The 20,983-nt window shown below is 70.4% G+C and carries 23 protein-coding genes and 4 pseudogenes; 20 read left to right on the forward strand and 7 right to left on the reverse strand.

Annotated elements, in window-relative coordinates:
• Positions 1 to 34 precede the first annotated feature (34 nt).
• Both OG294_RS23830 and OG294_RS23835 read left to right on the forward strand, forming a co-directional pair.
• Complete coding sequence (locus OG294_RS23830) at positions 35 to 1,093, forward strand: ATP-binding cassette domain-containing protein (RefSeq protein WP_327068572.1); 1,059 nt, start codon at positions 35 to 37, stop codon at positions 1,091 to 1,093.
• 1 nt (position 1,094) lies between these two features.
• The gene (locus tag OG294_RS23835; protein ID WP_327068574.1) at positions 1,095 to 1,958 is read left to right on the forward strand and encodes an ABC transporter permease; all 864 of its coding nucleotides are present in this window, start codon (positions 1,095 to 1,097) and stop codon (positions 1,956 to 1,958) included.
• Between the two features lie 140 nt (positions 1,959 to 2,098).
• On the opposite strand, the gene greA is transcribed toward OG294_RS23835, so the two are convergent.
• Positions 2,099 to 2,599, reverse strand: a complete 501-nt coding sequence (greA, locus tag OG294_RS23840; RefSeq protein ID WP_327068575.1) for a transcription elongation factor GreA — start codon at positions 2,597 to 2,599, stop codon at positions 2,099 to 2,101.
• Between the two features lie 288 nt (positions 2,600 to 2,887).
• Complete coding sequence (locus OG294_RS23845; protein WP_327068576.1) at positions 2,888 to 3,307, reverse strand: DUF4307 domain-containing protein; 420 nt, start codon at positions 3,305 to 3,307, stop codon at positions 2,888 to 2,890.
• Positions 3,308 to 3,444: 137 nt separating this feature from the next.
• On the opposite strand from OG294_RS23845, the gene mca reads away from it, so the two are divergent.
• The 3 genes from mca (at position 3,445) to OG294_RS23860 (ending at position 6,817) form a co-directional block, all read left to right on the forward strand.
• Positions 3,445 to 4,341, forward strand: a complete 897-nt coding sequence (gene mca, locus OG294_RS23850) for a mycothiol conjugate amidase Mca (protein WP_327068577.1) — start codon at positions 3,445 to 3,447, stop codon at positions 4,339 to 4,341.
• Positions 4,342 to 4,421: 80 nt separating this feature from the next.
• Positions 4,422 to 4,613, forward strand: coding sequence for a hypothetical protein (locus OG294_RS23855; RefSeq protein WP_327068579.1), 192 nt, complete (start codon positions 4,422 to 4,424; stop codon positions 4,611 to 4,613).
• Between the two features lie 476 nt (positions 4,614 to 5,089).
• Positions 5,090 to 6,817, forward strand: a complete 1,728-nt coding sequence (locus OG294_RS23860) for an LCP family protein (RefSeq protein WP_327071642.1) — start codon at positions 5,090 to 5,092, stop codon at positions 6,815 to 6,817.
• An 85-nt stretch (positions 6,818 to 6,902) separates the two neighbouring features.
• Here the strand turns inward: OG294_RS23860 and OG294_RS23865 are convergent, their stop codons facing one another.
• Positions 6,903 to 7,400: a very short patch repair endonuclease gene (locus OG294_RS23865; protein WP_327068580.1), complete on the reverse strand. Its 498-nt coding sequence runs from the start codon at positions 7,398 to 7,400 to the stop codon at positions 6,903 to 6,905.
• Between the two features lie 193 nt (positions 7,401 to 7,593).
• On the opposite strand from OG294_RS23865, the gene OG294_RS23870 reads away from it, so the two are divergent.
• The 7 genes and pseudogenes from OG294_RS23870 to OG294_RS23895 form a co-directional block, all read left to right on the forward strand.
• Positions 7,594 to 8,139 carry a Uma2 family endonuclease gene (locus OG294_RS23870; RefSeq protein ID WP_327068581.1) on the forward strand — a complete coding sequence of 182 codons (546 nt, stop codon included), beginning with the start codon at positions 7,594 to 7,596 and terminating at the stop codon, positions 8,137 to 8,139.
• Positions 8,140 to 9,053: 914 nt separating this feature from the next.
• A pseudogene (locus tag OG294_RS41175) lies at positions 9,054 to 9,146 on the forward strand (DUF255 domain-containing protein); the annotation flags it as partial.
• Positions 9,147 to 9,323: 177 nt separating this feature from the next.
• Positions 9,324 to 9,677 carry a hypothetical protein gene (locus OG294_RS23875; protein WP_327068582.1) on the forward strand — a complete coding sequence of 118 codons (354 nt, stop codon included), beginning with the start codon at positions 9,324 to 9,326 and terminating at the stop codon, positions 9,675 to 9,677.
• The gene (locus OG294_RS23880; RefSeq protein ID WP_327068583.1) at positions 9,674 to 9,925 is read left to right on the forward strand and encodes a hypothetical protein; all 252 of its coding nucleotides are present in this window, start codon (positions 9,674 to 9,676) and stop codon (positions 9,923 to 9,925) included. The genes OG294_RS23875 and OG294_RS23880 overlap by 4 nt, the downstream gene beginning before the upstream one ends.
• A gap of 117 nt (positions 9,926 to 10,042) precedes the next feature.
• Entirely contained in the window at positions 10,043 to 10,486 is a 444-nt protein-coding gene (locus OG294_RS23885; RefSeq protein WP_327068584.1) for a hypothetical protein, read from the forward strand.
• A 267-nt stretch (positions 10,487 to 10,753) separates the two neighbouring features.
• Positions 10,754 to 10,909 (forward strand): annotated as a pseudogene (locus OG294_RS23890) (DUF255 domain-containing protein); the annotation flags it as partial.
• Positions 10,910 to 11,123: 214 nt separating this feature from the next.
• Positions 11,124 to 11,228 (forward strand): annotated as a pseudogene (locus tag OG294_RS23895) (IS5/IS1182 family transposase); the annotation flags it as partial.
• A 389-nt stretch (positions 11,229 to 11,617) separates the two neighbouring features.
• On the opposite strand, the gene OG294_RS23900 reads toward OG294_RS23895, so the two are convergent.
• Positions 11,618 to 11,866: a DUF1918 domain-containing protein gene (locus OG294_RS23900; protein WP_327068586.1), complete on the reverse strand. Its 249-nt coding sequence runs from the start codon at positions 11,864 to 11,866 to the stop codon at positions 11,618 to 11,620.
• A 207-nt stretch (positions 11,867 to 12,073) separates the two neighbouring features.
• On the opposite strand from OG294_RS23900, the pseudogene OG294_RS23905 reads away from it, so the two are divergent.
• Both OG294_RS23905 and OG294_RS23910 read left to right on the forward strand, forming a co-directional pair.
• Positions 12,074 to 12,511, forward strand: a pseudogene (locus OG294_RS23905) (universal stress protein).
• 147 nt (positions 12,512 to 12,658) lie between these two features.
• Positions 12,659 to 13,297 carry an Rv1733c family protein gene (locus tag OG294_RS23910; RefSeq protein ID WP_327068587.1) on the forward strand — a complete coding sequence of 213 codons (639 nt, stop codon included), beginning with the start codon at positions 12,659 to 12,661 and terminating at the stop codon, positions 13,295 to 13,297.
• 62 nt (positions 13,298 to 13,359) lie between these two features.
• Here the strand turns inward: OG294_RS23910 and OG294_RS23915 are convergent, their stop codons facing one another.
• Complete coding sequence (locus tag OG294_RS23915) at positions 13,360 to 13,749, reverse strand: DUF302 domain-containing protein (RefSeq protein WP_035805726.1); 390 nt, start codon at positions 13,747 to 13,749, stop codon at positions 13,360 to 13,362.
• Positions 13,750 to 13,909: 160 nt separating this feature from the next.
• Between OG294_RS23915 and OG294_RS23920 the strand changes: the two genes are divergently transcribed.
• Positions 13,910 to 14,596, forward strand: a complete 687-nt coding sequence (locus OG294_RS23920) for a pyridoxamine 5'-phosphate oxidase family protein (protein ID WP_327068588.1) — start codon at positions 13,910 to 13,912, stop codon at positions 14,594 to 14,596.
• A 33-nt stretch (positions 14,597 to 14,629) separates the two neighbouring features.
• Here the strand turns inward: OG294_RS23920 and OG294_RS23925 are convergent, their stop codons facing one another.
• Both OG294_RS23925 and OG294_RS23930 read right to left on the reverse strand, forming a co-directional pair.
• Positions 14,630 to 15,487 (reverse strand): universal stress protein, encoded by an 858-nt coding sequence (locus tag OG294_RS23925; RefSeq protein ID WP_327068589.1) that lies wholly within the window; start codon positions 15,485 to 15,487, stop codon positions 14,630 to 14,632.
• Between the two features lie 226 nt (positions 15,488 to 15,713).
• Positions 15,714 to 16,220 (reverse strand): hydrogenase maturation protease, encoded by a 507-nt coding sequence (locus OG294_RS23930; RefSeq protein WP_327068590.1) that lies wholly within the window; start codon positions 16,218 to 16,220, stop codon positions 15,714 to 15,716.
• A gap of 174 nt (positions 16,221 to 16,394) precedes the next feature.
• Here OG294_RS23930 and OG294_RS23935 point away from each other — a divergent pair, with 174 nt between their 5' ends.
• The 5 genes from OG294_RS23935 to OG294_RS23955 are packed head-to-tail and all read left to right on the forward strand — an operon-like array spanning position 16,395 to position 20,976.
• Positions 16,395 to 17,546: a 4Fe-4S dicluster domain-containing protein gene (locus OG294_RS23935; protein WP_327068591.1), complete on the forward strand. Its 1,152-nt coding sequence runs from the start codon at positions 16,395 to 16,397 to the stop codon at positions 17,544 to 17,546.
• Complete coding sequence (locus tag OG294_RS23940; protein WP_327068592.1) at positions 17,543 to 18,004, forward strand: cyclic nucleotide-binding domain-containing protein; 462 nt, start codon at positions 17,543 to 17,545, stop codon at positions 18,002 to 18,004. The genes OG294_RS23935 and OG294_RS23940 overlap by 4 nt, the downstream gene beginning before the upstream one ends.
• Complete coding sequence (locus tag OG294_RS23945) at positions 18,001 to 18,816, forward strand: FAD/NAD(P)-binding protein (protein WP_327068593.1); 816 nt, start codon at positions 18,001 to 18,003, stop codon at positions 18,814 to 18,816. Before OG294_RS23940 ends, OG294_RS23945 begins: the two co-directional genes overlap by 4 nt.
• Before the next feature lies 1 nt (position 18,817).
• Positions 18,818 to 19,603, forward strand: coding sequence for an oxidoreductase (locus tag OG294_RS23950; protein WP_327068594.1), 786 nt, complete (start codon positions 18,818 to 18,820; stop codon positions 19,601 to 19,603).
• Positions 19,600 to 20,976, forward strand: a complete 1,377-nt coding sequence (locus OG294_RS23955; protein WP_327068595.1) for a Ni/Fe hydrogenase subunit alpha — start codon at positions 19,600 to 19,602, stop codon at positions 20,974 to 20,976. The genes OG294_RS23950 and OG294_RS23955 overlap by 4 nt, the downstream gene beginning before the upstream one ends.
• Positions 20,977 to 20,983: the final 7 nt, after the last annotated feature.

Genomic DNA, 20,983 nt, shown 5'->3' on the forward strand with positions numbered 1-20,983 from the left:
TTCCGGGCCCGCTCCGAGCAGAGGGGACAGCCCGATGCCAGCAGCCATCCAGGCCGAGAACCTGGTGAAGACCTTCGGCGACGTGCGCGCCCTGGACGGGGTGAGCCTGGACGTCCCGGAGGGGACGGTGCTCGGCCTGCTCGGCCCCAACGGCGCGGGCAAGACCACCACCGTGCGGGTCCTCACCACGCTGCTGCGGCCCGACTCCGGCAGCGCCGTGGTGGCCGGGCTGGACGTGCTGCGCCAACCCGGCCGGGTGCGCGGCGTGATCGGTCTGTCCGGTCAGTACGCGGCCGTGGACGAGTACCTGACGGGGCGTGAGAATCTGCAGATGGTCGGCGAGTTGTACCAGATGCCGGCCAGGGCGGCGAAGGCGAGGGCGCTGGAGCTGCTGGAGTGGTTCAACCTCTCGGAGGCGGCCGACCGCACCGCCAAGACCTACTCCGGCGGCATGCGGCGCCGGCTCGACCTGGCCGCCGCGCTGGTGGTGCGACCGCCGGTGATGTTCCTGGACGAGCCGACCACCGGACTGGACCCGCGCAACCGGCTGGCGCTCTGGGGGGTCATCGAGAGCCTGGTCGAGCAGGGCACCACGCTGCTGCTCACCACCCAGTACCTGGAGGAGGCCGACCGGCTGGCGCACGACATCGCGGTGGTCGACCACGGCAGGGTGATCGCGCGCGGCACCGCGGACCGGCTCAAGGCGCAGATCGGCGGCGAGCGGGTGGAGGTGGTGGTGCACCAGGCCGAGCTGATCGGCACCGCCGTCGAGGCGTTGAAGGGCTACGCGGTGGGCGAGCCCAGCGTGGAGCGGAACACCCGGCGGATCACCATGCCGGTCACCGGCGGCGCCCGGGTGCTGGCCGACGTGATCCGCGAGCTGGACGCGCGCGAGATCGAGATCGACGACATCGGGCTGCGCCGGCCGACCCTGGACGACGTCTTCCTGTCGCTGACCGGGCACGCCACGGCGGCTTCGAGCGGCGAGGCTCCGGAGGACCGGGCGCCGGACGGCCGGGCGCCGGGCGGCGGGAGCGGCGCGGCGCCCGGCGGGGGCGGGGGCCGGGGCCGGCGGGCCCGGAAGGAGGCCTGAGATGAGCGCGTCCACCGCGACCGAGCACGCCATCGGCGGCGCCGTCCCGCGTCAGCGGCACGGGATCGGGGCGATGCTGCACGACTCCTGGGTGATCGCCCGGCGCAATTTGCGCAGAATGTCCAGAATTCCGGAAATCGTGGTGTTCGGGCTGCTGCAGCCGGTGATGTTCGTCCTGCTCTTCTCGTACGTGATGGGCGGCGCGATCAGGATCCCGATGGCCGGGTCCAGCTCCTCGATCTACATCCAGTTCCTGATGGCCGGCATCTTCGCGCAGACCGTCACCTTCGCGGTGGCGGGTGCCTCGGCCGGCATTGCGGAGGACATGACCAAGGGCCTGGTGGACCGGTTCCGCTCGCTGCCGATGACCCGCTCGGCGGTGCTGGCCGGACGGACCCTCGCCGACCTGGTGCAGACCGCGTTCACGCTGCTGGTGCTCGCGCTGGTGGCGCTCGCGGTCGGCTGGCGGATCCACCACGGGTTCTTCCGCGCGCTGGCCGCGTTCGCGCTGCTCCTGCTGCTCGGCTACGCGTTCTCCTGGATCGGCGCGCTGATCGGGCTCTCGGTGCGCAGCCCGGAGGCGGCCACCTCGGCGGGGCTGATCTGGCTCTTCCCGCTGACCTTCGTCTCCAACGCCTTCGTGCCGATCAGCAGCATGCCGGGCTGGCTGCAGCCGGTCGCCTACTGGAACCCGTTCAGCTCGACCGTGCAGGCCTGCCGCGACCTGTTCGGCAACCAGATCGGGCCGGTGGACGAGGCCTGGCCGATGCAGCACGCGATCGGGGTGTCGATCGTCTCCTCGCTGGTGGTGCTGGGGGCCTTCTCCTGGCTCTCGGTGCGCAAGTACCGCTCCGCGGTCGGATAGCTGTAGCTGGGGCCGTTCCGCGGTCGGACAGCCGGGCCGCTCCGCGTCCGGCCAGGCCCCGGTGCGGCCGGTACGGACGACGGCGGTGGGCCCGGACCGATCGGTCCGGGCCCACCGCCGTCGCACGGGGCGTGGCCGGGTCAGCCGGTGAAGGGCTTGACCTCGAGGATCCGCACGCTGGCCTTCTTGCCGTTCGGCAGCTCGTACTGGGCGTCCTCGCCGACCTTCTTGCCGTCGATCGAGCGGCCGAGCGGCGACTGCGGCGAGTAGACGTCGAGGTCGTCGTCGCCGGCCACCTCGCGGGAGCCGAGCAGGAAGACCATGGTGTCGTCGGGGTCGCCGGCGAAGGCGACGGTGACGATCATGCCGGGGGCGACCACGTCGGAGTCCGCGGGGGCCTCGCCGACCTTGGCGCGCTCCAGGAGCTGGGTGAGCTGGCGGATCCGCAGCTCCATCTTGCCCTGCTCCTCGCGGGCGGCGTGGTAGCCGGCGTTCTCCTTGAGGTCACCCTCCTCGCGCGCGGCCTCGATCTTCTGCGTGATCTCGGCGCGCATCGGACCGGTCAGATGCTCGAGCTCGTTCCTGAGCTTGTCGTAGGCGGCCGGAGTGAGCCAGGTCACGGTCTCGCTGGTCTGGGTCACGGGTGCTCCTCGTCGGTGCTGGGAGGTGCTGAGGGTTTTCGTCAGCAGTTCGGTGCTACAGGTGCTGGGTGCTACAGGTGCTCTCTACAAAGCAACGCCCGCCTCCGAGCCGTCCGGCGCGGAAGGGGCGAAACCACGAGCCTAACAATGTCCGGCCCGCAGTGGGAGTCCGGTAGCGGTGCGTTAACGGTCAGTTTGTCCGGGCTGTTCCGAGTCACTTGCCCGGTCCGCGGCCGGACCAATCCCACCAGGGCGGACGGGGGCCCTGGTTGACGGCGGTGCCCGGCGCTACTTCGCCGGGGTGCAGCCCATCAGCTCGGCCGTGGTGCCGCGCTCGGTGGTGCGGATCGTGACCGTCTGGACGAACGTGGTGCCCGCCTTGGGGACCGGGACGTCGAGCTGGCCGACCACCGAGCCGTCGGCGGCCTGCGAGCGGATCGTGCAGGTGCCGCCGGTGCCGGAGTCCTTGGTCACCGAGAGTTCGGCCTGCACCTCGCTGTCGGAGACCGGGTTGAAGACCGGGACCGCTCCGTTGAGCTTGGTGGCGGACATCAGGTACGAGCCGCCGAGCCAGGCCACGAGGCCCAGCAGCAGGACCGCCAGCACGGCGCCGACCAGCTTGAGGGTGCGGTCCGCCTGCTCGTCGCTCTGCCGGCCGTAGCGGCTCTGGGGCAGCGAATCGGGGGCGGTGCTGCTGGTGGCGGTCATGGCAGGTAGTCCCTTCCGGGAAGGCCGTGGGCTGCGGCACCTGTCCACGCGCCGGGCGACGGGAATGTGCGGGCCTTCCAGTCCGTCACTATAGGGGGACGATGCTGAGCCCGGACATTCCCGGAAGGAACCAGGCGTTGACTGAGCAGTTGCGGCTGATGGCGGTGCACGCGCACCCGGACGACGAGTCCAGCAAGGGCGCGGCCACCATGGCCATGTATGTCGCCAAGGGCGTTGAGGTGCTGGTGGCCACCTGCACCGGGGGCGAGCGCGGTTCAGTGCTGAACCCCAAGCTCCAGGGCGACCCTTTTGTCGAGGAGAACATCCACGAGGTCCGCCGCAAGGAGATGGACGCCGCCCGCGAGATCCTGGGTGTCGAGCAGGCCTGGCTGGGCTTCGTCGACTCGGGCCTGCCCGAGGGCGATCCGCTGCCGCCGCTGCCCGAGGGCTGCTTCGCGCTGCAGGACGTCGAGACGGCCGCCGAGCCGCTGGTGCGCCTGATCCGCGAGTTCAAGCCGCAGGTGATCACCACCTACGACGAGAACGGCGGGTACCCGCACCCCGACCACATCATGACCCACAAGATCACCATGCGGGCCTTCGACGCCGCCGGTGACCCGGACGCCTATCCGGAGGCCGGCGAGCCCTGGCAGCCGCTGAAGCTCTACTACAACCACGGCTTCCCGATGGGCCGGATCCGCGCCCTGCACCAGTACCTCACCGAGCATGGGCACGACTCCCCGTACGGCGAGTGGATCGCGGGCTGGGAGAAGAGCGGCCGGGCGGAGCGCGAGATCACCACCCGGGTGCACTGCGCGGACTGGTTCGAGACCCGTGACCGGGCGCTGATCGCGCACGCCACCCAGATCGACCCGGACGGCCCGTGGTTCCGGGTGCCGCTGGAGGTGCAGCGCGAGGTCTGGCCGACCGAGGACTACGAGCTGGCCCGTTCGCTGGTCGACACCGACCTGCCGGAGGACGACCTGTTCGCCGGCCTGCGCGCCACCAGCCTGGCGGGCGAGGCGGCGCAGTAGGTGCGCTGGTGGGGCGCGTCGCGCGCGACACGCCCCACCCCGGTGACCCGGCCCGTGGGAAGCCGGGTCACCATGGAGCAATGAGCGCTCCCCTGAACCTCGCCCACGCCACCACCCAGCTCGCCTACGACCCCAACTCGGTCACCCCGGGCCTGCTGGGCTTCGTCGTCTTCTGCGGGCTGGGCGTCGCCACCTGGTTCCTGCTGAAGTCGATGAACTCGCGCTTCAAGCGGGTCGACTTCGCGGAGGAGCCGGAGAGCCCCAAGGAGTAACCGGTCCGCCGGCACCGCCCGTCGGGCCGCCCGTCCGGCCGGTGACCTCGATCACTGTCCGAGCGCCGGCCAACTCCCGTTCCATCGCACCCGTTTCCCCCGGGTCCGTGCGGCTCCTGCCCCTCGCGGCCCGCTCGGCCGTGCCGACAGGGCCGGTCAGCGGCCCGTTGAACCGGACCCGGCCGGACAGCCGTTGTGTGGCGCCGGTCACTCAACTGCCGTGCGGGCAGTGCTCGCTCCGCTCTTAAGTCTTATAAGGGTGGGCGGCTATGCTGCGCGCCTGGGAACCGAGGCTCGACACGCCGACGTCCAGACAGGCACGAACCAAGCAACGCCTCACGGCACCGGCCGCGAGCGACTGATGGAACCGGAGGATCACCGGCTGCTTCGCAACCGGACGTACGGCTGCGCCGTGCTCCCGGTGGCAGGCGTCACAGCCGGAGATCGACGGCGGAAGGACAGCGGACGTGAGCGGAATGCAGGTGGACAGCCCCGGTCCCGGGCCACGTCGGCGTGCGCGCGGCGCCCAGCCGTCGGCCCCCGCGACCGGCGGCCGGGCGGCGGCCCGCAAGAGCCGCAAGCCCCCCAAGCGGCGCGGCCTGCGCATCCTCGCATACACCACGGCCGGCCTGGTGCTGGTCACCGGCGGTACCTTCGGCTACCTCTACGAGAAGCTGAACGGCAACATCAAGCACTCCGCGCTCTTCGCCGGCACCTCGGGCGACGCGGGCCACGAGACGCCGGACGCCTTCGGCCGCACCCCGATCAACATCATGGTGATCGGCTCCGACCAGCGTGACAACGCGGCCGACTGCGCGATCGGCGGCGACTGCGGGCCCGGCGCCAACGCCGACGTGGAGATGGTGCTGCACGTCTCGGCGGACCGCAGCAACGCGACGGTGATGAGCATCCCGCGCGACCTCGAGACGCAGCTGCCCGGTTGCACGGACACCCAGAACCACACCAGCATGAAGCCGCACCGGGACATGATCAACAGCACCCTGGACTACGGCCCGGGCTGCACGGTGGCCGCCGTGCACCAGCTGACCGGCATACCCATCGACCACTTCATGATGGTCGACTTCACCGGCGTGGTGCAGATGTCGGACGCGGTCGGCGGCGTGCCGGTCTGCGTGGACAACAACGTCTACGACCCGTACTCGCACCTCAAGCTGAAGAAGGGCAACCACACCCTGCAGGGCATGGCCGCCCTGGAGTTCGTCCGCACCCGGCACGGCTTCGGCGACGGCAGCGACCTGGGCCGCACGGTCTCCCAGCACATGTTCCTCAGCTCGATGGTCCGCCAGCTCAAGAGCGCGGGCACGCTGACCAACCCCGCCGCGGTGCTCTCGCTGGCGAACGCCGCCACCAAGGCGCTGACCGTCGACAACGGGCTCAGCGGCATCACCAACCTGGTGGGCCTGGCGAACGACCTCAACAAGGTCCCGGCCAACCGCATCACCATGACCACGATGCAGAACGAGCCCGACAACGTGAAGGGCGAGGACGGCCGGGTGCTGGTCGCGCCGGCCGCGAAGAACCTCTTCTCCGCGATCACCAACGACGTGGCGCTGACCACCGGCACGGGTGACAAGTCCTCGGCCGCCGCCTCCGCCACCTCGACCGCGGACCCCAACGCGCCGTCGCCCACGCCGGCCCCCGCGACCAGCTCGGCCCCGCCCGCGGCGCCCTCCGGCGCCCCGAAGAGCGAGATCGCGGTCCACGTGAAGAACGGCAGCGGGGTGGCCGGGCGCGCCGGTGACCTCGCCACCGCGCTCAAGGCGGCCGGCTACAACTCCGCCACCTCCGCCGCCAACGCGACGGTCACCGCGGAGACCAGCGAGGTCACCTACACCGCCGGCCGCGAGGCCGACGCCCAGGAGGTCGCCGCCTCGCTCGGCCTGCCCGCCTCCGCCGTCAAGCCCGGCGAGGGCCCGGGGATCACCCTGGTCATCGGCAAGGACTGGACCAGCGGCACCACCTTCGGCTCCGCCCCCGCCGGCGGCTCCGGCAGCGGCGCCCCCGCCGCCCCGGCCCCCGTCAACACCCAGCAGGCGCTGAGCAACAGCGACGCGCAGACCGCCGACGACTCCACCAAGTGCGCCCAGGTCAGCACCCAGGACACGGTGGCGATCAACGGGGTGGGCATGAGCCCGATCAAGGCCTACGACAAGAGCCCGAGCGTCCAGGACTCCGCCCCCTGACCCGTGAGCACCGCAGCACAGCGGCCCACCGTCAGCCCATGAGGCGACGGTGGGCCGCTGCTCTTGCGCGTCCCGGCGGCTCCGATCAGTCGCCCTCGCCCTCGCCCTCGCCCTCGCCCTCGCCCTCGCCTTCGCTCCCGCTCTCTGCGAGTCGCCGGCGCCTGTCGGCCATCTCCTGGTCGACGGCCTCGGACACCTGGTGCATGACGGCTTCCGGTGCCTCGTGCTCCCAGAACCGCATGACCGTCCAGCCTTCGGACAGCAGCTGTGCGGTCGTCTCCCGGTCGCGCTCGATGTTGCGGTCGAGCTTCTGCCGCCACCATTCGGCGTTCGCCTTGGGGCTGGTGGCGTGCTCGGGGCAGCCGTGCCAGAAGCAACCGTCGACCAGGACGGCCAGCTTCGCTCGCGTGAAGGCGATGTCGATCGTGCGTCTGCGCATGCCCGGCACCGGATAGTGGATCCGATAGCGGTACCCGGAAGCATGGAGGAGCTGGCGCACCGCTCGTTCGGCGCTGGTGTCCTTGCTGGTCTGTCGGCTCATCCGGGCCGAGACCTCGGGGCTGGACGGGGGAACGGCTCGCATGGTTCGAGTCTCCCATCGACCGGCGCGTCGGTGGCCGACGGCTGCGGGGCGCTTCGAGCGGGTGGGACACGAGGTGTCGCGGGCCGAGGAACTAGTGCAACCTCGCTGCTCCTGCTCGGTCGACGCTCTCGTAGTGGACCCCCGTACGAGACCATGGCCCCATATCCTGAGAGGCGACAGGAAGGAGCCGTTGATGAGCGCCGACGCGGTCATGCACACCGAGTTCCCCGCCGGGTACGTGGTCTTCTTCGGTACCGACGGGAAGGTGGTCATGACTCCGCAGAGCTTCGAGCACTCCAGCACGATCAAGTCGATGCAGATCGACTCGCTCTCGCTCGGCCGGCACGCGAAGACTGCATCCGACGTGTACCTGGACTTCCCGGCCGACGAGAACTCGGCCCCGGACTTCGCGATCCTGCGGGAGGACGCGCAGCGGCAGGGCAAGCGCTACGGCTTCGAGGACGTGCTGCTGATCGCCGAGGTGGTGTCGGTTTCCTCCATGCGCAAGGACTACGACGACTGCACCGCGAAGTACGGCCGCTACGGCATCCCGGTCTACATGGTGGTGGACCCGTACGCCGCGGAGGTCGTCGTCCACACCCAGCCCACCGGCTCCGGCTACATCGCGGCCCACACGCACAAGTACGGCTCGGGCAAGCTGCCCATCGAGCTGGCCGACGGGCGGACCTACACCCTCGACCTGGACGAGCTGCCCCGGCCCGAGGCCGACGCCCAGTGACGGGCGGCACCGTCTCTCCGTGGCCTGAGATGGACGGACCAGTGAGCGAAGCGTGCTGCTGGCCCAACTCTGCGGAGGGCACACGGCCGCTTAGCCGGAGCGCCGCTGGACTTCCTCACCGAAGTCGAGAAGAAGGCTGACCAGGCAGGTGGTGGCGTTGCCCCAAGTGGGGCCTGCCCTGTGATAGTTGGCGGTATTCTGACGACGTGACAGACAGCCTCGAAGTTGCGCTTCAGAAGCGAGCTGACCTTGACCAGTACGACTCCAACAAGCGACTGCTGTTTGCGTTGCAGTGGCGTTCGACATTGAGGACATCAGCGCGGTGGCCGCTACCGCGCTGACTGATTCGTCGAACGACAAGGCGTGTGACCTTCTGTACATCGACCGCGATGCCGGGCGTGTCGTCCTGGCCCAGGGATACGAGTCCCAGAACGCGGCCAAGCTGCAAGCGCCCTCCGGTAAGGCAGCGAGTCTTCATCAGGCAGTGAACTGGCTGTTCAGCAAAAACGAGCCGCAGGGCGTGCCTGACGTTCTGCTGGGAGCGTGGAGAGAAACTGCACGATGCTCTAGCGGACGATTCCGTCGGCGATGTCGAGATTTGGTACGTCCATAATCTTCCGGAATCTCGGCAGATTGCCCAGGAAATCAATGTTGCTGCCGGGGCCGCCTCTGACCTCCTGCGTCAGGGATATCCTGGTAGTGATATCAATATCTCCAGTACCGAACTCGGTCGCGCGACTCTGACTCTCCGCTACGAGAACTCGCAGACCCCGATCCTCGTCTCGGATACTCTTCGGATTTCTATCCCTGGCGCGTCCCAAGGTCGCCGAGTAGATCGAGAGCTGGGCAGTGGCTACTCGGCGTGTTGGCAGGCCGCTCCGCGCAGCGGGCTTGGTGGCTGGGATACTGCAGGCATGGTGAACCGTTTGGCCGACGCCACGTCGCCCTACCTTCAGCAGCACGCCGACAACCCCGTCGACTGGTGGGAGTGGTCCCCCGAGGCATTCGCGCCACTGGTGCCAGTAGCTGATGACAACCTGGTAGTCCTGACCTGACGTTTTGTCGAGCAGTACTGAGATGGACACATGTAGTTAGGGGGCAGGGGGCGTTGTGTCACCCGAACCGGAGGATCAGCGGGCCAGCCGCGTTGTAGCGTGGTACCGGCCGAACTGCACGGAGGAAACGTGACCGCACAGCCGGAGCACCACGCTGAAGAGCTGATCCCGCGCCCTGAGCGGACCATCACCGCTCTCAAGGCTGCCCTTGCCGTTGTAGCCCCGGACCGCCTGCTGGAGATGCAGACCGAGCAGGCCGAAGCGATCACCGAGGCCATCGACTCCGACACCCTTGATCCTCTCCGAGGGTTCCTCCTGCGGTGGGCTGTCGTGGTCGAGATCGAACGGCATCCGGAGACAGCCTCCAGGCTCCGCCGAGCCGAGTACCTCATGCAGGTAGCGGAGGATCCTGATGACTCCCGGCGTCATGCCCTCACTGCTGCCGAGATCGTCCGAGCCGCATACCGGGTGCTGGGCGCATGACGTGGTCCTGGGAGTACCTCCCCAGTGAGGAACGCGTGATCAGCGGAGCACCGCCGGCCTTCGTCGCCGAAGCCGAGAAGAAGGCCGACGAGTTGGTCCGAGCTGCGGAAGCCCTCTACCTCGACGGGACCTCGTACCGGGGTGAGAATCCCAAGAGCAAGACCGCCGACGTCCCTGGCGGCATGTTCGAGTACCTGACCGTCGTTCGGCACGAGCAGATCTACATCGTCCAGGTCACGTACTTCTAGGCTCGCCCCGGAGGTCTCAATCGCCGTGGTCGCAGGTGCAATGCGCTGAGTGCGGCGAGTGTGCACGGACATTGTGCGAATCTAGCTGACGAGTCGGCAAAAATACTCATTGATCAAATGAGACTCTCCGAGCTTCGGCCTGTCGCGAATCAACGCACCGGCAGGGCTGCGTCGAGGTCCGAGAGATTTCTTGACTTCCTCGACCGGCAGGGCCAGGTCGTCGTCATCGAGAACCAGGACGAACTGGCGGCGATTCAATGCCACGTCGCGACAGTGCGGCAAGAAGTGCTCCTTATTGACCCTATTGACGCGGGCAAACACTGCGCGCACAACCTCGTCAGCGAGGTTGGAAAGGCGCCGAATTGGAAGGCGGTATTGAAAGAACTCCTGGCGTGCATCGTCGGGAAGCTCCTTGAAGAACTTCCCTTCGAATTTCTCGCTCAGCTTTTTGTCTTCCAGATCGTCGAGCGGGAATTTATTGTTCAGGAACTCCAGCAGGGAAGTGAGCGCGTTTCGCTGCTCTGCAGGTGGGGAACCGGCAGATCTTCAGGTACTGCTTGACACTGCCGCTGGCCCGACAGGGACGTTGTCACCCTCGGGTCCGGCACGTCGGCTTTCCATCCCCGGAGGACATCGTCATCCTCATAGGCGGGCCCGACGGCGTCGAGCTGGCGGCGACCCCTTCCTGGTCCACTTGCCATTGGCTCCTGGGGTGATTCAAAGCCACCGACTGGTGGCGTTGCCCAGTCGAACCGAGCTCCACCATCGGACGCCTGACACCGAGTGGCGCGTGTGGATCTCACTGAGCCCGGTGGCAAACTGTCAACTATGAACCGGTTGGCTGACGCGACCTCGCCCTATCTCCAGCAGCACGCCGGGAACCCCGTCGACTGGTGGGAGTGGTCCCCCGAGGCGTTCGCGGAGGCGGAGCGGCGCGGGGTGCCCGTCCTCCTGTCCGTCGGCTACGCGGCGTGTCACTGGTGTTAATGGCTGATGTCGAAGAAGGTGGCAGTCTCTTCCTAGTTGTCAGCTACGAATGAAACAAGGCTGCGGATCAAAGTGAGCAGCACGTCGGCGGCTGGAGCGCCGAATGTCGGGGCAATCCCTACAAGATCGATGACCTCCTGGACCGGCTCCGCATAAGGTCCGACCTTAGGGCTGTTCCGTAACTGCTGGTCGCGGGTGAGATGATCTTGTGGTGGCTGGTGTGATCACGGCGTCGGAGCCGTCCTGGATAGCCCCGTTCGCGAGGTTGAGTTCGCCGGACTTCCGCAAGCTGATGACGGTGCTGCACCGCCACGGCTAGTTCGCCTCTGAACTCCGAACAGGGCTGGGCTCGGAGGCCGTCGGCGGGCAGAATCGCGGCGGCGAGGAAGAAGTTGCCGGCCAGTTCGCCGCAGCGAGCTGGAAGCCGAAGGCACTGGTGAATGGGCGGACGTCAGCGGCCCCTGCCGCCGCTCGGTGCGCGGCGCCATGCACGCCGTCTACGGACTGCTCGGCCGCGACGCCCCGATCCCGCCGGATCTACCACGCGCTCTCCGACCCGAGAACGCCTTCCAGGCGCTGAGGACGGCCTTCGCCTGACGGTGAGGAACCAACGGCTCGAAGGATAGGAAGACGGCTGCCCACGGTGCGGACCGTCATCCCCGTGTGCTCGGCAGCATGACCCAGTCGGCCTACGGGTCCCTCAGGTCACGCGTGAGCAGAGGGCGCGGAGGGCCTGGTCGTCGGTGCGGGCGTGCTCGTCGCGCTGTGGGCGAAGTGGTGCAGGTGGGTGTCCGGGCCGGGGAACAGCGTGGTGGTGTGGCCGTTGTCTGACCAGAGCACGTCCCAGGGCGGGCTGCCGTCCTCATGGTGCAGCGCGACGATCCGCCCGTCTCGGCGTACTGCGCCGGGACGTGTGCCCTCCACGATGACCCGGTCTCCGATGCCGGCCTCCATGGCAGCCTCCAGGTGTGTGAAGCGTTCGGACGTTCGGGCTCGACCGCCCCTTTGCTCCAGATCCAGACCATCAGAATCGGCCGTCGCTGACCAGGGCCGATTGGGTCGGCAGGGTGGGGCCGGCCGGAGGCTTCTGCTGGCCGGTCGGGCGGAATGGGAGCAGCGTGGGGGTTGAAGGGTTCGGCAGCGACGGTGAGGTGGACTGGGATGACCGGGAACGATGCGGCGCCGCGGGTTGTGGTCGGTGTCGACGGCTCGCCGTCGTCGTACGCGGCTCTGCGGTGGGCGATCCGCCAGGCGCAGCTGATCGGGGGGACGGTGGACGCTGTCGGTGCGTGGGAGACCCTGGTGGCCTACGGCTAGTCAGCGCCCATGATCGCCCCGGACCTCGACGAGGGCGTCGCCCGCCGGAAGTTCGATCAAGAGCTCGGCGAGGTGCTCGGTGACGGGCAGCCGGTGGAGGTGCGACGGCGGCTGGTCCCTGGGAACCCGGCCGACGTACTCATCGACGCGGCTCGCGGCGCAGAGCTCCTGGTGGTGGGAAGCCGGGGGCACGGCACTTTCGCGCGGGCACTGCTCGGCTCCGTGAGCGAGCGCTGCGCTATGCACGCCCCCTGCCCGGTGGTCATCGTCCGGGAGGGCTGAGCCGGACGGACGGGGCCGTACGAGCGGTATCGGGTGGTGGGCCCACTGGCCCGGCAGCTGGTACCGCTGGACCCTAGGGCCGCACAGACTGGCGCAACAGACTGAGGGCAGAACCGCGGCAACCGCGCAGCACCGAGGAGGCGCGCCATGCCCGCTGCATCTGTCTCGCACCGGCACTCGTACTCCCGCATACCTCTCGCGCGCCAGCTGTGGCGCGCCGTGGGGCACGACCGCAACCCGCTCTGCCGCCCGGTCGATCGGGCCCGCAGTCGGCTGCTGCTCACCGTCACAGTGGCCATGCTGCTCTGCGTGGCCTTCAGCACCCTGCTCGCCCTGACCCGGCTGGACGGCATGGTGGCGCAGGCCCACCGAACGGCTCAGCACCGTCACCAGGTGACTGCCACCACGCTGGCCGCGGCGGGCAGCGACAGCCTGACGTCGGCCGCCACCTCGGCGAAGGCGGCCTGGGACTACCCGCCGACCGACCATCGGACCGGCGTCGTGCCGGTCCTGGCCGGAACGGCGCCGGGGGTTCGGATATCGCTCTGGGTCGACGACAGCGGAAAGCCGGCAGCGCCCCCGCAAGCCGACCGCCGGCTGGAGACGACTGCCGGCATGTACGGGCTCGGCGTCTTCGCCGTGACAGGTGCAGCGGTGTGGACCGGTCGCGCCGTCCGCCGGCGGGTGCTCGACCGTCGGGCTGCGTGCGGGTGGGAGCACGACTGGCAGCAGGTCGAGCCGCTCTGGTCCGGGCGAAGCCGGCGCCCGGAGAACGGTGAGCACTGAACGCTCAGAGCTCTGTCCTCGGGGCCTCGACTTCGACGGTGGCATCGCCGTCGGAGTCGAGGTCAGTCGTGCAAGGTGTCCAGCGCGGCACGGAGCCGGGCCGTCGCCTCGTCCGCGACGGGCGTCAGCTCCGTCCGGTCGCTGATCCGTACCATCACCTGCGGGTTCATGGCCTCGACCACGGTCCCGCCGTCAGCGGCGCGGACCACCACGTTGCACGGCAGCAGCAGGCCGATCCGGCGGTCGACGCCGAGGGCGCGATGTGCGAGTGGGGGGTTGCACGCGCCGAGGATCAGGTAGTCCTCCATCTCCTCGCCGAGTTTGGCGCGAAGCGTCGCCTGTACGTCGATCTCGGTCAGAATGCCGAAGCCCTCTGCGGCCAGTGCGGCTCGCACGCGTTCGACGGCGTCCGCGAACGGGAGGTCGAGCCAGACACTGAGTCCGTAGTCCATGGTCTTCTCCGATATGCCGGTTGGCCGCCCTTCCATGGTGGGCCGGACCGGCTGTCGCGGCCAGGCCAGCCCGTCGGCGGTCGCGCGGCGAGGCCACGGTTGCTTCATGCGGCCTCTCTGCGCTGCGGGTGTCATGCTCGGTGGGAGGAGGTGATCGGTCGTGAGCGAGGACACCACGCCGCCTGACGAGCCCGGCCGTTCGACACCGGGCCGGCAGGGCGGGTTCGCGCAGCGGGTGGCGCAGCGCCGCCGACAGCTCGGACTCACACACGAGCAACTGGCGACCCGGGCCGACATGGCGCCGCGCTACCTCCAGCTTCTGGAGGAGCTCGGCGGCGACTTCGACAGCGTCGGGCTGCACCGACTGGCGGCGGCTCTGGAGACGACGCCAGGGGAACTGCTGGACGGCAGCGGTGACGGCCCGCCCGGACAGGGCGACGCGGCAGCCGGGCAGGGACTGTGGAAACTGGATCCCGAGGAGTCCCGCGACCGGCTCGGCTCGCACGGGATCGGCCGCTTAGGGCTGTCCACGCCCGACGGGCCCGCCATCGTCCCGGTGAACTACACCGTCCTCGGCGGGACGATCATCTACCGCACGGCCCCCGGCACCGTGACCGCGGCCGTGCCGGGCGGCGAGGTCGCCTTCGAGGTGGACCAGATCGACGAGACCCGCAGTCGGGGATGGAGTGTCGTGGTCGTCGGGACGGTCGAGCATGTCACCGAGCCCGCAGCCGTTCAGCGCCTGATGGAGCAGTCCGCGGCGGAGCCCTGGGCGGGTGGCAGGCGTGACCTCTGGGTACGGATCAACCCGACCCGGGTCACCGGCCGGATCATTCGCCCGGCCTGAGCGCGTCACGGCCGCCAGGGCTGTCGGGGCGGCTCATCCCAACGGCACCACGGCGACCGGGCAGTGCGCGTGCTGCACGACTGCCTGGCTCACCGAGCCCAGACGCCGCAGGGGCCCGCGTACCGCCCCGTGACGTCCGACCACTACCAGCTGGTGGGCTTCGGAGAGGGTCACCAGCAGCTTGGCCGCGCTGGAGCGCACGGCGATGGCCGCCACCTCCACGTGGGGGTACTTCTTCATCGTCTCTGCGAGTGCCTCGGTGAGCAGCCGCTCCCGCTCGGCGGCGATCTGTTCTTCCTCGTACACAGCGGGGAAGGCGTGGCCCGGCCCGCTGACCAGGGGATAGCTCCAGGCGTGCACGGCCTGCAGCGGCAGGTCCCGCCTGCTGGCGGCCTCGAAGGCGAAGGTGAGCACGTCCTCGCCGCCCTGCTCGCCGTCCACGCCCACCAGCACGCCACCGGGCGTCGACCGGGCCTCTCGCGGGTGGACCACGACGACCGGGCACAGGGCGTGGACGGACAGGTGCAGGCTCGTCGAGCCGACCAGCAGGCGCGAGAAGCCGCCGGAGCCGCGGGCCCCGAGTACCAGCAGGTCCGCCTCCTCCGACGCGGTGAGCAGGGCTTCGCGGGCGTAGTCGTCCACCAGCTCGGTGGTGACCTCCAGACCGGGGCTGTGCATGCGGGCCTGTTCGCGGGCCGCTCCGAGGGCCTCCTCGCCGGCGTCGCGGGTCTGCCGGGTCACCTGCCCGGCCGGCGCGTTCAACGTCTCGCCGAGCCAGGCGTGCACGACGTGTAGGGGGACGCCACGCAGACGGGCCTCCTCGGCGGCCCAGCCGACCGCGTCGTGGCTGGCGTCCGTGCCGTCGATTCCCACGATGACCGGGTGTCTCATCGGCTTCTCCCTCGCTCTACGGACCGTCGCCGAAGTCGCCGGTAGCCCGTCCGTCGCCATGCCCGACGTCGTCAGTCGGCTCCTGCGCTCCTTCTCATCGTCCTGCCGCGATGGGCGGCTGTCCTGGCCTGGCGACCGTGCCGGACAGACGTTTCACGGTGACCGGCGCCGAGGTGTCGGGAGCCGGGTGCGTGCGAATGGCCCGGGTTTCGTGTGGGGAGCGGGCTCATCGGTCGCCGCCGCGGCGGCGGTGGTGCACCGCGAGTTCTCCGGCGATCTGCCGGGTGAGTGGGTCCACGGCGGCGGCGACCGGCGGCGACAGGCCGGTTCCCGGGCTGGTGTCCGCTCCCTCGACGGCGTAGACGACGAGCCGTCCCGGCAGGCGGTCCAGTGCGCGGGCCAGTTCGACGGCTTCGCCGAGGCCCAGTCCGTGCGAACTGGTGGCTCCTGCGGTGGGTGACCACGGTCCGCCGTCGAGTTCGAGCCGGTGCACTCGGCCCGGCCGGCCGGGGTGCGCGTGCGCGGCGTCCACCACGATGGCGAGGTCGGCGCTCTCCCACAGGGTGATGAGCCGGGCCGGGTCGCCGTCGCAGAGCAGGAGGGCGGTCCCGCCCGGCAGCGGCAGCCGCTCGTTGAGCCGGGCGAGCCGGGCCAGCACGGCCGGGCCGAGGCCGTCGTCGTGGCGGTACTCGTTCCCGACCCCGATGACGGCGGTCCGTGCTGTGCTGGTCATACGTGCCGCCCTTCCCGCCTGCCGTGCCCGGCAGTCCTGCGCGCGGGGTCACGAGGTCCGTACGGGGTAAGTCCACCGCCACCTGGGCCACCGCGAAGCCTGTCGGCCCGCCTCGGCCACCGGGTCCGTGCCCATACTGGCTCGGACCGCATGATCGGCGCTGGAAGGTTGGCGATGGCGGACGACGAGGGTGCGAGCGCGGTGCTCGACAGGGACGGCCTGGACGCGTTGATCGCGGTCCTCGCCGCTCGCGGCCGCACGGTCATCGGTCCGACGGTGCGCGACGGGGCGATCGTGCTGGCCGAGCTCTCCTGCGGGGCGGACCTGCCGTTCGGCTGGGGCGTCGAGCTGGAGGCCGGCCTGTACCGGTTGCGTGCGCGCGAGGACGGTGCGGTGTTCGCGCACAGCGCCGGTCCGCAGTCCTGGAAGACGTTCCTGCACCCGCCGCGTGTGCGGCAGTGGACCGCTGATCGTGGCGCCGACGGCGAGCTGGTGATGACGGCGGACACGAGCGTGCCGCCGTCGTACGCCTTCCTGGGCGTGCGTCCGTGCGACCTGCGGGCCATCGCGATCCAGGACCGGGTGCTGACCGGCGGGATGTACAGCGATCCGGCCTACCTCGGACGCCGGGAGCGGGCGTTCCTGGTGGCGGTGGAGTGCACCGAGCCGGGGGCCACCTGTTTCTGCGTGTCCATGGGCTCCGGCCCCGCGGTCGGCCCCGGCTACGACCTGGCGCTGACCGAGGTGGTCGACGCCGACGGTCACCGCTTCCTTCTACGGGCCGGGAGCACGGAGGGGGAGTCGGTGCTGGCCGAGTTGCCCAGCCGGGCGGCCGACACCGCCACCCGGACCGCCGCGCGGGAGCGGGTCGCGGAAGCGGCCGACCGGATGGGTCGCAGCATGCCGCTGGTGGACCTTCAGGTTCTGATGCGCGAGACGCTGACGGCCGAGCGCTGGGACGACGTCGCAGCCCGCTGCCTGACCTGCGGGAACTGCACGATGGCCTGCCCGACCTGCTTCTGCACCTCCGTCGAGGACGTGACGGATCTGACCGGTGACCATGCCGAGCGGTGGCGGCACTGGGAGTCGTGTTTCGACCGGGACTTCTCCCACCTCCCGACCGGCCCGGTCCGCGACTCCTCGCGCAGCCGCTACCGGCAGTGGGCCACGCACAAACTCGGCACCTGGCACGACCAGTTCGGCAGCTCCGGCTGCGTCGGATGCGGGCGCTGCATCGTGTGGTGCCCGGTCGGCATCGACATCACCGAGGAAGCCCACGCGCTCAACCGCGAGAGGGAGAGCGGCGCGGGAGAGGGGGCACGGTGACCGTCGAGGGGTCGGGCTTCCTCGGCACGCTCGCGCCCGCCCACCGCGACCGGTTGCTCAGCGCGGCGCGCGAGGTCTCGTTCCCCGCCGGGGCCCGGCTCTTCGAGGAGGGCGGCGCGGCCGACCGCTTCTGGATCGTCCGCTCCGGGTCGGTCGCCCTCGACATCCACGTCCCCGGCCGCCCCGCGGCCGTCGTGGAGACCCTTGGGGAGGGTGAACTCCTCGGCTGGTCCTGGCTGTTCGAACCGTACCGCTGGCACCTCGGCGCCCAGGTCCGAAGCGCGCTGCTGGCCGCCGAGTTCGACGCGCCGAAGGTCCGCGATGCCTGCGCGCAGGACCCGGCCTTCGGCCTGGCAGTCACCCACGGCGTCGCCCAGGTGATCGCCAGGCGGCTGAAGGCCACCCGCACCCGGCTGCTGGACCTGTACGGGCCGCCGGACAGCGGGTCGGCGAGATGACGGCTCCCTCCCTGGTCCCGCTGCCCTACCGGGTGATGGCCTGCCGCGACGACGCGCCCGACACCGCCACGATCGTGCTGGAGCCGGTCGGCACGGCTTTGCCGCCCTTCGCCCCCGGGCAGTTCGCGATGGTCTACGCCTTCGGCGTCGGCGACGTCCCGCTCTCCGTCTGCGGCATCGACGGGAACCGCCTGACCCACACGGTCCGCGCGGTGGGCGCGATCTCCGGCGCCCTGCGTGCGCTGCGGCCCGGAACCACGGTCGGCGTGCGCGGCCCCTTCGGCACCGACTGGGGCCTGCCCGAAGCAGCCGGCAACGACCTGCTGGTGGTGGCCGGCGGCATCGGCCTGGCACCGCTGCGCCCGCTCGTCCGGGCCGCGCTCGCCGCACCCGAGCGGTACGGACGGCTGAACGTTCTGGTCGGCGCACGTGAACCCCGCGACCTGCTCTACCCCGCCGAGCTGACCGACTGGCAGACGGGTGCCCGGGTGCTGAGCACGGTGGACCGCGCCGACGAGCGCTGGCAGGGCGACGTCGGCGTGGTCACCACCCTGCTGGAGCGGGCCGTCTTCGAACCGCGCACGACGACGGCGTTCGTCTGCGGCCCCGAGCCGATGATCCGGGCCACCGCCGACGACCTCGCCCAGCGCGGCGTGGAGAGCGACCGGATCCGCGTCTCGCTGGAGCGCACCATGCACTGCGGCACCGGTCACTGCGGGCACTGCCAGCTCGGCCCGCTGCTGCTTTGCCGGGATGGCCCGGTCGTCAGCTGGACTCGTGCCCGATCCCTGATGCTGGTAAGGGAGTTGTGAGATGCCGCCCGAGGCCCGCCGGCCGAAGCTCGCCGTCTGGAAGTTCGCCTCCTGCGACGGCTGCCAACTCACCCTGCTGGACTGTGAGGACGAACTCCTGGCACTCGCCGAGCAGTTGGACATCGCCCACTTCCTCGAAGCCTCCAGCGCGACCGCTCCCGGCCCCTACGACCTGTCCCTGGTCGAGGGCTCGGTGACTACCGCCCAGGACATCGAACGGATCCACCACATCCGCGCCGCCTCCCGCCGCCTGGTGACCATCGGCGCCTGCGCCACCGCCGGCGGAGTCCAGGCGCTGCGCAACTACGCGGACGTCGCCGAGTTCCAGGCCGTCATCTACGCCCGACCCGACTACGTCGCCACCCTCGCTACCTCCACCCCCATCAGCGCCCACGTCCCCGTCGACTTCGAGCTGCGCGGCTGCCCCATCGACCGCCGCCAACTGCTGGAGGTCATCACCGCCCAGCTGGCCGGCCGCACCCCCAACGTTCCCGCCCACAGCGTCTGCTTCGAATGCAAGCAGCGCGGCACGGTCTGCGTGACCGTCGCCCACGGCACGCCCTGCCTCGGCCCGGTCACCCACGCCGGCTGCGGCGCGATCTGCCCCACCTTCGGACGCGGCTGCTACGGCTGCTTCGGACCGTCCGACTCCACCAACCTCCCCGCCTTCGTCCCCCTGCTGCACCGCGACGGCATGGACACCCTCGGCGTGGTGCGCGTGCTGCGCACCTTCAACGCCGCCGCCCCCGAGTTCGACACGGCAGCCCGGAAGGAACTGGAACGGTGACCCACCGCGGATCCCGCGTCCTGCACGTCGGCTCCCTCGCCCGCGTCGAGGGCGAGGGAGCGCTGCACCTGAGTCTGGAGGGCCGCACCGTCACCGGGGCCCGGCTGGCGATCTACGAACCCCCGCGCTTCTTCGAAGCGTTCCTGCGCGGACGAGCCCACACCGAGCCGCCCGACCTCACCTCCCGGATCTGCGGCATCTGCCCCGTCGCCTACCAACTGAGCGCCTGCCGCGCCATCGAGGACGCCTGCGGCATCACCGTCACCGGACAGCCGGCCGCCCTGCGCCGCCTGCTCTACTGCGGGGAATGGATCGAGAGCCACACCCTGCACATCCACCTCCTGCACGCCCCCGACTTCCTCGGCGCCGACGGCGCCGTCGACCTCGCCCGCACCCACCGCGCCGACGTGGAACGCGGCCTGCGCCTCAAACAAGCCGGAAACGCGATCCTCGAACTCCTCGGCGGCCGCGCGATCCACCCCGTCAACGTCCGCCTCGGCGGCTTCCACCGCCTGCCCACCACCGCCGAACTGCGCCTGCTGGCAGAGCAGTTGCGTCGGGCCCGCGACGACGCCGCACAGACCGTGCGCTGGGTCGCCGGATTCGACTTCCCCGACGCCGGCTGCGACCACGACCTGCTCGCCCTGGCCGAACCCGACACCTACGCCATCGAGTCCGGCACCCCCACCGTGATGCCCGCCCCCAGCACCGCCAGCCTGCCGGCCGACAGCGACCGCGCACTGCCCACCCGCCCCTTCCCCCTTCACACCTTTGGCGACCACGTTGCCGAGCACCAGGTGCCGCACTCCACCGCCCTGCACTCCCGACTCGACGGCCGCCGCCACCTCACCGGCCCGCTCGCCCGCTACGCCGTCAGCGGCCGCCTGCTCGCCCCGATCGCCCGCCAAGCTGCCCAGGACGCCGGACTCGGCGACCCCGCCCAGGGCGCCGTCTGCCGCAACCCCTACCGCAGCATCATCGTGCGCGCCGTCGAGGTCCTGCACGCCGTCGACGAAGCCCTGCGCATCATCGACACCTACGAACTCGCACCGACTCCGTACGTCGAGGTCCCGCCGCGCGCCGCAACCGGCCACGGCGCGACCGAGGCACCGCGCGGCCTGCTCTACCACCGCTACACCCTGGACTCGTCCGGGACGGTCACCGACGCCGTCCTGGTTCCGCCCACCGCCCAGAACCAGGGCGCCATCGAGGACGACCTGCGCCGCCAGGTCCAGAGCGGCCTGGACCGCGGCGAGCCCACCGACGCCGAGCTGACCGCCCTGTGCGAACGGGCCATCCGCAACCACGACCCCTGCATCTCCTGCTCGACCCACTTCCTCGACCTCACCGTCGAGCGCGCCGGGAACTCCTGACCGACCC

The organism is Kitasatospora sp. NBC_01302, from assembly GCF_035976515.1.
Classification (GTDB): Bacteria; Actinomycetota; Actinomycetes; order Streptomycetales; family Streptomycetaceae; genus Kitasatospora.